This is a genomic window from Mesorhizobium sp. M7A.F.Ca.CA.002.15.2.1 (assembly GCF_003998715.1).
Taxonomy (GTDB): Bacteria; Pseudomonadota; Alphaproteobacteria; order Rhizobiales; family Rhizobiaceae; genus Mesorhizobium; species Mesorhizobium ciceri.
The window spans coordinates 1-11,832 of the sequence record NZ_RZPI01000089.1 but is presented as its reverse complement, the minus strand read 5'-3'; the positions used below and the strand labels follow the sequence as shown (position 1 = coordinate 11,832).

Sequence of the window (11,832 nt, the reverse complement as noted above, 5' to 3'; positions counted from 1 at the left end):
GGGATGGATCGTCCAGGTCTCGCGGGCGATGCTGCCATTGGCGAGGCCATGGGCGAGATCGCGCACCTCGCCGAAATCGTCAACAATGGAAAGCGTCACCATTCCGGTCTTCTCATCACGATCGACATGACGCTCTGAATTGGCGGCGCGGATCGTCTCTGTTGCCCAGGGGGTGGCACCTTCCGGCTCGGCGAACGTTACTTCGTCGCCTGTCGCCAGCGGCCGCAGCGGCAAATTGAGCGTCGCCGTCGACAAGGTGAGCTGGACCGGCTCCGGCGACGGCCAGATGGCAGGCCAATAGGCGTTCGAAACGGCAACACGCAGCCGGTGGCCGGCCGGCACACGATAGGCGCATTGATCGAGCACGACGCGCACCGAGACGGTTTCGCCCGGCACCAGCGCCTCGGGGAATTCGTGCGAATTGCGGTGCGTCAGATTGAGCACGCCATAGGAGATCAACTCCGAGGCGCCGTCGGGATGCACATCGCAAAGCCGGACCGCGATGTTGGCCTGCGGACGATCAGAGGACAGCCGCAGCTCGACCTCCGGCGCTCCGACGATGTCGATCGGCTCGCTGAGTTCCGGCTGGTCGAAACACACCGACAGCGCATCGTCGGGGCGCTGGTCGCCGGGCAGTTCGGGACCGAAGGTGAAGGGAAAATACTCGCCGCCGGCCAGGCCGCAGCTTTGCGGAGAGGCGATGATGGCGGGTTTTTCCGTTGAGGAGATCAGATCGAGCGTTTGCATCTTGATGGTTGGCGAGGGCCATTCCTGCTCCGCCACCCAACGGCCGGGACGCTCGGGGTGCCAGCGCGCCGGACGCACGCTGTCCATGACATAGGCGCGGTAGGCCGGGTCGGCCTCGACGCCGGTGTCGACACCCTTCAGCCAGCGGTCCCACCAGCGCAAGGCCTCCTGCAGGAAGCCGATGGCAGGCTTGGGCCCGGCGTAGTGCGGGTATTTGTGGATCCATGGCCCGACGATGCCCTTGACCGGGGCTTGGATGTTGGTCGCCAGATGCGAGACGGTGTTGCGGTAGCCGTCATGCCAGCCGCCGATCGACAGCACGGCGGCTTTGACGGCGGAAAAATCCTCGCAGATCGAGCCGCGCTTCCAGTAGGCATCACGGTGCTGGTGTTTCAGCCACAGCGGCGCCAGGAAGGATTGGTTCTCCAGCCGGGTCAGCCACAGATCGCGCCACCGGTTGTCGCCGGCCAAAAGCGGATCCGGCGGCCGCGACGAGTAGGACAGCATGGTCGAGGCCCAGCCGAAATTCTCGATCAGCAGGCAGCCGCCCTTGTAGTGGATGTCGTCGGCATAGCGGTCGACGGTCGAGCACAGGCTGATCACCGCTTTCAGCGCCGGCGGCCGCTTGGCCGCCACCTGCAGGCAGTTGAAGCCGCCCCAGGAAATGCCCATCATGCCGACATTGCCGTTGCACCAGGGCTGGCTTGCCGCCCAGGCGATGACGTCGCAGGCGTCCTGCAATTCCTGCTCGGAATATTCGTCGTCCATCAGCCCTTCGGAATCGCCATTGCCGCGCATGTCGACGCGGATCGAGGCATAGCCGTGGCCGGCGAAATAAGGATGCGTCAGCTGATCGCGAAAGATGGTGCCGTCGCGCTTGCGGTAGGGCAGATGCTCTAGGATGACAGGCACCGGATCGTCGCCCGCATCCTCCGGCATCCACACCCGCGCCGACAGGCGGCAGCCATCCGGCATGACGATGCCCATGTCCGGGAATTCGACGATTTTGCGGGCAAATTCGGTGACGGTTTTCATGGCATGCTCCAGGATCGCCAGATGATGGAGCCTGCCGTGCCGCGTCGTGGGCCAGCCAACGAATTCGGCTGGTCAATCCGCGTCAGTTCAGCGGGATATCGTTATCGTCCTTGTTCGCCTGATAGATGTTGGACAATTCATCGTAGCGCGCCGAAATCGCGCCGATACGGGTCTCCAGCCGTCGCCGCTCTGCCTCGGGCAACGCTCGCACCAGCCTGCGGATAGAAAAGCTCTTCCAGTAGGCATTCTCGGCATTGTAGCCGCCGGGATCGAGGGTGAAGACCTCTTTCAGGATCTTCAGGTCGTGCGGGATGGCGAAGCTGTCGCGCGAATCCTCGTGGCTGAACAGATAGTAGAAATTATCGAAGCCGGTCCAGGTGATCGCCGACAGGCACAGCGAGCAGGGTTCGTGCGTGGCGATGAAGATGGCGTCTTTCGTATCGACGCGCTCAGCCCTGGGCATTTCGTAGAAACGCTTCAGGCAGTGGACCTCGCCATGCCAGAGCGGGTTTTCCATCTCGTTGTTGGTTTCAGCCAGCACCAGCGAACGGTCGTCCTTGCGCAGGATCGCCGCGCCGAACAGCTTGTTGCCATAGGTAACGCCGTCGGCCGTCTTCGGCACGATGTCGTGCTCGATCACATCGAGCAGGCGGTCGATCAGTGAAATATCGGTCACAGGAGGCTCTCGTTGGGCAAGTGGATCTCGTAGGCGTGCGAGAAATGGAACTCTTCGAGATTGGAGCCATCGCCGCCACGGTCGACGATCAGGAAGTCCTGAGCCTCGCCGAGCGGCGTCAGCACGCCATGCCAGAGATTGCGCCGGTAATTGATGCCTTGTCCGGGTGCGGTGATGAAGGCATGCGGCTCGCCCGGCCCCTGCTCCCCGTCATGGCAGACGACGACCAGGAAGGGGCGCGGCGAGAGCGGGATGAAGGCCTGGCTGCCGAAGGGATGGCGCTCGACCATGCTCAATTTCAGGGGCAATTCGTAGGGCGTGCCGCGCACCATCGAGATCAGCACGCGGGCGTTCGGACCGGTTGCTTCGGCGGTAGCCAGATCATGATAGCGCTCGGCCCTGCCGCCATTGATCGGGTAGTGGTTGTCGCCGCCCATGTCGATGACATCGCCGAAGGGGGCAAAGCCCTCGCGGGTCAGCGGCCGCGCGACGATACGGGTCACAGCGCGCGCCTTGCGATGCCGGCGCCGCCGAGCTTGGCGTGCCGGTTGACGTCCTTGTAGAGCAGATAGCGGAATTTACCCGGGCCACCGGCATAGCAGGCCTGCGGGCAGAAGGCGCGCAGCCACATATAGTCGCCGGCCTCGACCTCGACCCAGTCCTGGTTGAGGCGGTAGACGGCCTTACCCTCCAGCACATAGAGACCGTGCTCCATGACATGGGTCTCGGCGAAGGGAATGACCGCGCCGGGTTCCAGCGTGACAATGGTCATGTGCATGTCGTGGCGCAAATCTGCCGGATCGACGAACCGCGTCGTCGCCCAGCGGCCTTCGGTGCCGGGCATCGGCGTTGGCGCGATCTCCTGCTCATTGGTGAAGAAGGCTTCCGGCACATCGAGACCGTCGACCACCTCGTAAGCCTTGCGAATCCAGTGGAAGCGCACGGCGGCCCTGCTTTCGTTGCGAACCGTCCAGCCGCTGGCCGGCGGCAGGAAGGCAAAGCCGCCGGGCCGCAACACATGCGTCTTGCCGGCAAGCAGAACCGTCAGTTCGCCTTCGACCACGAACAGAGCGCCTTCGGCGCCGGCATCGGGTTCCGGCCGATCGCTGCCGCCGCCGGGCGCGACCTCGACAATGTATTGCGAGAACGTCTCGGCAAAACCCGATAGCGGTCGCGACAAGATCCAGACGCGGGTTTCGTCCCAGAACGGCAACGCACTGGTGACGATGTCCTGCATCACACCCCGGGGAATGACGGCATAGGCCTCAGTGAAGACGGCGCGGCCGGTCAGAAGCTCGTTCTGGCCGGAATGACCGCCATGTGGCGCGTAATAGGTTCGCTCGGGCATCCTGATCGTATCCATGGTTTCAAACCTATTGCGGAAGCATGTCCTTGAGGCGGAGCAGCGCGATGCGCTCGACCTGTTTGCAGGCGGTCTCGAATTCGACGCCGCGGCTGTTGCCGATGCGCGCCTCGAACTCCGCCAGGATTTCCCCCTTCGTCTTTCCCTTCACCGCGATGATGAAAGGGAAGCCGAAGGTGGTGACGTAGGCGGCGTTGAGCTTGGAAAACAGTTCGCGCTCCTTGTCGGTCAGCGCGTCGAGGCCGGCCGAGGCCTGTTCCCTGGTCGATTCCGCCGTCAGCCGTTTGGCCTTGGCCAGTTTGCCGGCAAGGTCGGGATGGGCGTTGAGCACCGAAAGCCGCTCGGTTTCGCTGGCGGAGCGGAAGATACGGCAAAGCGCATTGTGCAGGCCGCCCGAAGTGTCATGCGCCGGGCCTAGTTCCAGTTCGTAGGCGCGTTCGGCGATCCAGGGCGAATGCTCGAACACGCCGCCGAAAGTGTGGACGAAGGTCTCGAATTCCATCTTCGATGGGCGGAGTGCCGCCGGTTGATAAGGATTGACCTCTTGCCAGTGCTTGGCGATGTCGATGCGCCTCGCCAGCCAGACCTTGTCGTGCGACTTCACATAGTCGACGAAGCGCTTCAGCGCCGCCACCCGGCCCGGCCGCCCGACGAGGCGGCAGTGCAGGCCGATGTTCATCATGCGTGGCCGGCCGGCCTTGCCCTCGGCATAGAGCGTATCGAAGCTGTCCTTCAAATAGGCAAAGAACTGGTCGCCCGAGTTGAAACCTTGCGGCGTGGCGAACCGCATGTCGTTGGCGTCGAGCGTATAGGGGATGATGAGCTGCGCGCCGCCCTCATGCTCGAACCAGTACGGCAGCTCGTCGTCATAGGTGTCCGACACATAGTCGAAGCCGCCTTCTTCCGCCACAATCCGCACCGTGTTGATCGATGTGCGACCCGTATACCAGCCGGTCGGGCGCGCGCCGGTCACTTCGTAGTGCAGCTTGATCGCCGCCTCGAGGTCGCGGCGCTCATCCTCGGCGCTGTGGTCGCGGTAGTCGATCCATCTTAAGCCGTGCGAAGCGATCTCCCAGCCGGCGTCCTGCATGGCCGCTACCTGATCCGGCGAACGGGCGAGCGCTGTGGCGACGCCGTAGCAGGTGATCGGCACTTGCGACTCGGTGAACAGCCGGAGCAGCCGCCAGAAGCCGGCGCGGGCGCCGTATTCGTAGATGGATTCCATGTTCCAGTGGCGTTGACCCACCCAGGGTGCCGCGCCGACGATTTCCGACAGGAAGGCTTCGGACGCCTTGTCGCCATGCAACACGCAGTTTTCGCCGCCTTCCTCGTAATTGACGACGAACTGCACGGCGACATGTGCACCGCCAGGCCATTTCGGGTCCGGCGGATTGGCTCCGTAGCCACGCATGTCTCTGCTGTAACGCATCGTCCCTCCCGCCGGGCACGGCCCGAAGTATGATCAGAATATCGAAAGGGTGCTTCTCGCATTCCCCCGAAAATTTTTGAAAGTGTTTTTGTCGCACTCCGCTCGACCGGGACTTATGCATCGCCTTTAATTGGCGCACAATTCACTGTTGATACTTGACCGTACCGGGCCAATTCGCTCGTACCGGAAATGGGAGGCGGCCAATGGCAGAAACGTCGAAAGCCGACGGCGGGCGTCTGACGACCCATGTCCTCGACACGGCGACCGGCAAGCCGGCGGCGGGACTGTCGATCGCGCTCTATCACCTCGAGGGCAAGGCGCGGACACATCTGAAGACCGTTCTCACCAATGCCGACGGCCGTTGCGACAAGCCGCTGCTCGCCGGCGCGGAATTCCGCACCGGCGAATACGAACTGGTCTTCGCCGCCGGCGACTATTTGCGCCAGCAGGGGTTGAGCCTGCCGAAACCGGCCTTTCTCGATGTGATACCGATCCGCTTCGGCATGGCCGAGCCTGTGCATTATCATGTGCCACTGCTGGTCTCGCCCTACGGTTACTCGACCTACAGGGGGAGCTGAGGCATGACCAAAATTAGCATCCGCAACGAAATCCGCTTCATTCTCAATGGCAGGGATGTGGCGCTTTCGTCGGTGGCACCCGACGCGACCTTGCTCGACTGGCTGCGGCTCGACCGTTCGCTGCGCGGCACCAAGGAAGGGTGTGCCGAGGGAGACTGCGGTGCCTGCACCGTGCTGGTCGGCAAGCTGTCGGAGGGCGGCTTGGTCTATGAAAGCGTCAATGCCTGCATCCGCTTCCTCGGCTCGCTCGACGGCACACACGTCGTAACGGTCGAGCATCTGCGTGGCGGGCCAGGCCAGTTGCATCCGGTGCAGCAGGCGATGGTCGATTTCCACGGCTCGCAATGCGGCTTCTGCACGCCCGGCTTCGTCATGTCGCTCTATGGCTTGTGGATGAAGTCGCCTGATCCCTCGAACGCGGATGTCGAAAAAGCTTTGCAAGGCAATCTCTGCCGCTGCACCGGCTATGAGGCGATCATGCGCGCCGCGCATGCCATCTCCAGCTACGGCAAGGCGGCAAAGGACCCGCTGGCCACGGAACGCAAGGCGATCACCGCGAGGCTCGAGGCCATGCGTGACGGCGCCCGGGTCGAGATCGGAACCGGCAAGGCGCGGCTGGTCGTGCCGGCCGATGTCGACGATTTCGCCGCCGTGCTGGACAAGGAACCCGGCGCTACCATCGTGGCCGGCTCGACCGATGTCGGCCTGTGGGTGACCAAGCACATGCGCGATATTTCACCGGCCATTTTCATCGGCGATCTCGACGGGCTTTGCACCATCTCGGAAGACAAGGGCGTCATTTCGATCGGCGCCGGCGTCACCTACACTGACGCCTTCGCGACATTGGCGAAGCGCATCCCGGCGTTGGGGCCATTGTTCGATCGCATCGGCGGCGAACAGGTGCGCAACATGGGCACCATCGGCGGCAACATCGCCAACGGCTCGCCGATCGGAGATACGCCACCGCCATTGATCGCGCTTGGCGCAAGTCTCACCTTGCGCAAGGGCAAGAAGCAGCGGACGATCCCGTTGGAAACCTTCTTCATCGCCTACGGCAAACAGGATCGGCAGCCGGGTGAATTCGTCGAGGCCGTGCATGTGTCGGTGCCGGCCAAGGAAACGAAGTTTGCCGTCTACAAGATCACCAAGCGTCGCGACGAGGACATTACCGCGGCCCTTGGCGCGTTTTTCCTGAATCTGGCCAAGGACGGCACGGTGGCGGAGGTGCGCATCGCCTATGGCGGCATGGCGGCGACGCCGAAGCGGGCGTCTTCCGTCGAAAAAGCGCTGTTCGGCAAGCCATGGACCGAACAGACGGTTGAAGCGGCGATGGCCGAATATGCCAGGGATTTCACCCCGCTGACCGACATGCGGGCCTCGGCCGAATATCGCGCCCTGGCAGCGAAAAACCTGCTGCTGCGCTTTTTTGCCGAGAGCAGCGGCACCAGAGAGCCGGTCCAGGTTTCAAGGCACGAGGCGGCATGATGAACAAGCACGCTGCCCCCAACCTCAAGGCTGAAAAGATCGCTGGCGGCGTCGCCACCGATCAGCGCCACGATTCCGCGCACAAACATGTCAGCGGTACCGCCGTCTACATCGACGACATGCCGGAACCATCAGGCACGCTGCATGGCTGCCTAGGGCTTTCCGGTGCCACGCATGCCACCATCACCAGCATGGATCTCTCGGCGGTGCGTACAGCGCCCGGCGTTGTCGACGTGCTGACGGCCAGTGACGTGCCGGGCGAAAACGACATTTCGCCGACCGGCCGCCACGACGAGCCGGTGCTTGCCGACGGCAAGGTGCAATTCTACGGCCAGCCTATCTTCTGCGTTATTGCGCAAACTCGCGAGCAGGCGCGCCGCGCCACAAGATTGGCAAAGGTCGAATACAAGGAATTGCCTTTCGTCACCGACATCGGCGCGCTCGATCCGAAGAAGGACAAGCTCGTCACGCCGCCTCTCACTCTGAAGCGCGGCGATGCCGCTACGGCGATCCGTCAGGCGCCGCGCCGGCTAAAGGGAAGAATGCGCATCGGCGGCCAGGAACACTTCTACCTCGAAGGCCATATCGCCATGGCCGTTCCTGGCGAGGATCAGGACGTCACCATCTATTCCTCGACCCAGCATCCAAGCGAAGTCCAGCACATGGTCAGCCATGCGCTCGGCGTGCCGAGCAATGCCGTCACGGTGGAAATCCGCCGCATGGGAGGCGGCTTCGGCGGCAAGGAAACGCAGGGAAATCAGTTTGCCGCATTGGCCGCGATCGCCGCGAAGAAGCACCACCGCGCCGTGAAGATCCGGCCCGACCGCGACGACGACATGATCGCCACCGGAAAGCGTCATGATTTCCTCGTCGATTACGAGGTCGGCTTCGATGACGAGGGCAACATCCTCGGCGTCGATTTCATGTTCGCGGCGCGCTGCGGTTTTTCGTCGGACCTTTCCGGCCCGGTAACCGATCGCGCGCTGTTCCATTGCGACAACACTTATTTCTGGCCGGCTGTGCATGCGCAGTCGGCGCCGCTCTACACCAACACCGTGTCGAACACCGCCTTTCGTGGTTTCGGCGGCCCGCAAGGCATGGTCGGCGCCGAGCGCGTCATCGACGAGGTGGCCTTTGCCGTCGGCAAGGATCCGCTCGAAATCCGCAAGAAGAATTTCTACGGCACCAGTAGCGAGGGGGGCCGCAACATCACGCCCTACCACCAGACGGTCGAGGATAACATCATCCAGCGCATCGTCGCCGAGCTTGAGCAAAGCGCGAGCTATGCGCGGCGGCGGCGTGAAATATCGGCCTTCAATGCCAACAGCCGTTTCATCAAGCGGGGCCTGGCTCTGACGCCGGTCAAGTTCGGCATCTCGTTCACCGCCACGCATTACAATCAGGCCGGCGCGCTGGTGCATGTCTACACCGACGGTTCGGTGCACCTGAACCATGGCGGAACCGAGATGGGGCAGGGCCTCTACGTCAAGGTGGCGCAGGTGGTGGCGGAAGAGTTCCAGATCGATCTCGACCAGGTGAAGATCACCGCGACAACGACTGGCAAGGTGCCGAACACTTCGGCTACGGCAGCGTCGTCCGGCTCCGACCTCAACGGCATGGCGGCGCAGAATGGCGCGCGCCAGATCAAGGATCGGCTGACCGATTTCGCCGCCGAAAAATATCAGGTGCCGCGTGATCAGGTGCTGTTCCTGCCCAACCGGGTGCGTATCGGCAACCAGGAAATCGCCTTCGCCGACCTCGTCAAGCAGGCCTATATGGCCCGCATCCAGCTGTCGGCGGCTGGTTTCTACAAGACGCCGAAAATCCACTGGAACCGCGACAAGGGCGAGGGCCGCCCCTTCTATTATTTCGCCTATGGCGCCTCGTGCTCGGAAGTCTCGGTCGACACGCTGACCGGCGAATACATGGTCGAGCGTACCGATATTCTCCATGACTGTGGCCGCTCGCTGAACCGGGCGATCGATATCGGCCAGATCGAAGGCGGCTTCATCCAGGGCATGGGCTGGCTGACGACGGAAGAACTGTGGTGGGACGCCAAGGGCCGGCTGCGCACGCATGCACCGTCGACCTACAAGATCCCGCTCGCCTCCGACCGGCCGAAGATCTTCAATGTCACCTTGGCCGACTGGCCGGAAGCCGGCGAGCCAACCATCCACCGCTCCAAGGCGGTCGGCGAGCCGCCGTTCCCGCTCGGCATGTCGGTGCTGCATGCGCTATCGGACGCGGTGGCCAGTGTCGCCGACAACAGGATCTGCCCGCGCCTCGATGCTCCGGCGACCCCGGAGCGGGTTCTGATGGCGATCGAGCGGCTGAAGAAAGAGGCCGGCGCCTGAATCCGGCCCCAGGGTCGGCAATGCGTGCAATCCGGGCCGAAAAAACCTATATTTCCCATTCGGGAACGTGAACCATGAACTCGAAAGTGCAAAGCCTGAAAGCCTTTCTCGCCAGCGCCGGTCGGGTTGCCGTGGTCGAAGTGGCCGGAACAAAAGGCTCGACGCCACGCGAGAAGGGCGCCTTCATGCTCGTCTCGCCGACGGCGATCTTTGGCACCATCGGCGGCGGTCAGCTCGAATATATGGCGATCGACAAGGCCAGGCAGATGTTGGGCAAAGAAGCCCGCATCGAGGTTGACGAAGTCTGCGCCACCCTAGACGTCCCGCTGGGTCCCGAGATCGGCCAATGCTGCGGCGGGCGCGTCGAAGTCTTGATCCGGCTCGTCGATGCTGCGCTTGCCGGCGACCTGGTTGCGGCCGCCGAAGCCGAAGAGGCGCACCTGCCGTACGTCTACATCTTCGGTGGCGGCCATGTCGGCCAGGCGCTGGCATCGGCGATCGCACTTCTTCCCGTGCACGGCGTCGTCATCGAGACGCGGGCCGAAGCACTGGAAGGCATGCCCGAAACCATCGAGACACGGCTGACAGCTATGCCGGAAGCGATGGTGCGGAATGCCCCCGCCGGCGCCGCCTTCGCCATCCTGACCCACGATCATGCGCTGGATTTCCTGATCGTCGCGGAAGCGCTGAAACGCGGTGACACCGCCTATGTCGGCATGATCGGCTCGAAGACGAAGAAAGCGACGTTCAGGACCTGGTTCCTGAAATCGGCGGACGGCAGCCAGGCCGAGTTTGCCCGCCTCGTCTCGCCAATTGGCGGCGACACCGTCAAGGACAAGCGCCCTCAGGTCATCGCGGCGCTGGCTGCGGCCGAGATCATGACGGCGTTGGTCAATCACAACGCAGCCTTAAATGCCGACCATCAAATTCCGCATGGCAAGGTGATGGCAAGCTAAGCTGCGCCGCAGCTAAACCGGCCGTTTCAAACCCAGATGGTCGCGCAGCGTGCGGCCCTGGTATTCCGTCCGGAACAGTCCGCGCCGCTGCAACTCCGGCACGACGAGCGTGGCAAAGGCATCGAGTTCCCCGGGGAAATATGAGGGCATGACGTTGAAACCGTCGGCCGCGCTACCCTCGAACCGCGCCTGCAGTTCGTCGGCGACTTGGGCCGCTGTGCCGACGATGCGCCAATGGCCCCGCGCGCCGGCAAAATGCCGGGCGAGCTGGCGGATGGAGAGGCCGTCGCGGCGCGATTGCTCGATGACCAGCGCTTGCCTGCTCTTCATCCCCTCGCTCTCCGGCAGTTCCGGCAGTGGCCCATCGATCGGATAGCGCCACAGATCGGAGATGCTGAGATAGCTGGACAGCAGCGCCACGCCGACATCGTCGGGGATCAGCTCCTGCAATTCCTCGTATTTTTCACGGGCCTCCGCTTCGGTCTCCGCCACCACCGGTGCGACGCCCGGCATGATCTTGATGTCGTCCGGCTCGCGCCCATAGGCCGCCAGACGTCCTTTGAGATCGTCATAGAAGGCCTTGGCTTCCTCGAAGGTCTGCGCCGCCGTGAACACCACATCGGCGGTGCGGGCGGCAAGGTCGCGGCCGACATCCGAGGCGCCGGCCTGAACCATCACCGGCGCGCCCTGCGGCGAGCGCGGCAGGTCGAGCGGATCGCGAACCGAAAAGCTCTGGCCGTTATGGCCGGAAGCCTTGCCGTGCCACAGGCCGGTCACCACCTCGGCGAACTCGCGCGCCCGTTCGTAGCGGTCGGCATGGGGCTTGAGGCCCGTCGCGCCGAAATTGGCTGCTTCGATGGGGCTGGCCGAGGTGACCAGATTCCAGCCGGCCCGGCCGCCGCTCAGATGGTCGATCGACAGGAAGGTTCGTGCCAGCCCATAGGGCTCGTTGTAGCTTGTCGACGCTGTCGAGACGAGGCCGATGCGGCTGGTCTGGACGGCGAGCGCCGAGAGCAGGCTGATCGGCTCGAAACCGATCGAGCGCGACGTCTGGCTGGCAATGCCGATATTGGCTTCACGCAGGCCGGCGGCGTCCTCGCAGAACACCATGTCGAACTTCGCCGCCTCCGCCGTGCGCGCCAGCTGGATGTAATGATCGATGTCTATGCCGGCGGTGACGTGCGCCTTGGGGTGGCGCCAGGCGGCGAT

General features: G+C 63.5%; 10 protein-coding genes. 4 read left to right on the top strand and 6 right to left on the bottom strand.

Features of this window, described 5'->3' with window-relative positions:
* The 5 genes from ENZ74_RS08090 to puuE all read right to left on the bottom strand — a co-directional run.
* A partial coding sequence (locus tag ENZ74_RS08090; protein WP_127312722.1) for a CocE/NonD family hydrolase occupies nucleotides 1-1,782 on the bottom strand: 1,782 nt, incomplete at its 3' end.
* An 82-nt stretch (nucleotides 1,783-1,864) separates the two neighbouring features.
* Nucleotides 1,865-2,458 carry a nucleoside deaminase gene (locus ENZ74_RS08085; protein ID WP_013528246.1) on the bottom strand — a complete coding sequence of 198 codons (594 nt, stop codon included), beginning with the start codon at nucleotides 2,456-2,458 and terminating at the stop codon, nucleotides 1,865-1,867.
* Nucleotides 2,455-2,961 (bottom strand): ureidoglycolate lyase, encoded by a 507-nt coding sequence (locus ENZ74_RS08080; RefSeq protein ID WP_013528245.1) that lies wholly within the window; start codon nucleotides 2,959-2,961, stop codon nucleotides 2,455-2,457. Before ENZ74_RS08080 ends, ENZ74_RS08085 begins: the two co-directional genes overlap by 4 nt.
* Nucleotides 2,958-3,821, bottom strand: a complete 864-nt coding sequence (locus tag ENZ74_RS08075; RefSeq protein ID WP_024501939.1) for a bifunctional allantoicase/(S)-ureidoglycine aminohydrolase — start codon at nucleotides 3,819-3,821, stop codon at nucleotides 2,958-2,960. Before ENZ74_RS08075 ends, ENZ74_RS08080 begins: the two co-directional genes overlap by 4 nt.
* A 10-nt stretch (nucleotides 3,822-3,831) precedes the next feature.
* Nucleotides 3,832-5,250, bottom strand: a complete 1,419-nt coding sequence (puuE, locus tag ENZ74_RS08070) for an allantoinase PuuE (RefSeq protein ID WP_063169821.1) — start codon at nucleotides 5,248-5,250, stop codon at nucleotides 3,832-3,834.
* 203 nt (nucleotides 5,251-5,453) lie between these two features.
* Here puuE and uraH point away from each other — a divergent pair, with 203 nt between their 5' ends.
* The 4 genes from uraH (at nucleotide 5,454) to xdhC (ending at nucleotide 10,623) form a co-directional block, all read left to right on the top strand.
* Nucleotides 5,454-5,828 carry a hydroxyisourate hydrolase gene (gene uraH / locus ENZ74_RS08065; protein ID WP_013528242.1) on the top strand — a complete coding sequence of 125 codons (375 nt, stop codon included), beginning with the start codon at nucleotides 5,454-5,456 and terminating at the stop codon, nucleotides 5,826-5,828.
* Nucleotides 5,829-5,831: 3 nt separating this feature from the next.
* A complete protein-coding gene (gene xdhA, locus ENZ74_RS08060; RefSeq protein WP_063169822.1) occupies nucleotides 5,832-7,313 on the top strand; it encodes a xanthine dehydrogenase small subunit in 1,482 nt (493 codons plus the stop codon).
* Nucleotides 7,313-9,667: a xanthine dehydrogenase molybdopterin binding subunit gene (gene xdhB / locus ENZ74_RS08055; RefSeq protein WP_063169823.1), complete on the top strand. Its 2,355-nt coding sequence runs from the start codon at nucleotides 7,313-7,315 to the stop codon at nucleotides 9,665-9,667. Before xdhA ends, xdhB begins: the two co-directional genes overlap by 1 nt.
* A gap of 74 nt (nucleotides 9,668-9,741) precedes the next feature.
* Nucleotides 9,742-10,623 carry a xanthine dehydrogenase accessory protein XdhC gene (gene xdhC, locus ENZ74_RS08050; protein WP_063169824.1) on the top strand — a complete coding sequence of 294 codons (882 nt, stop codon included), beginning with the start codon at nucleotides 9,742-9,744 and terminating at the stop codon, nucleotides 10,621-10,623.
* A gap of 12 nt (nucleotides 10,624-10,635) precedes the next feature.
* Here xdhC and ENZ74_RS08045 read toward each other — a convergent pair.
* Nucleotides 10,636-11,832 (bottom strand): LLM class flavin-dependent oxidoreductase (locus tag ENZ74_RS08045; RefSeq protein ID WP_164760970.1); only part of this gene is annotated, 1,197 nt, incomplete at its 5' end.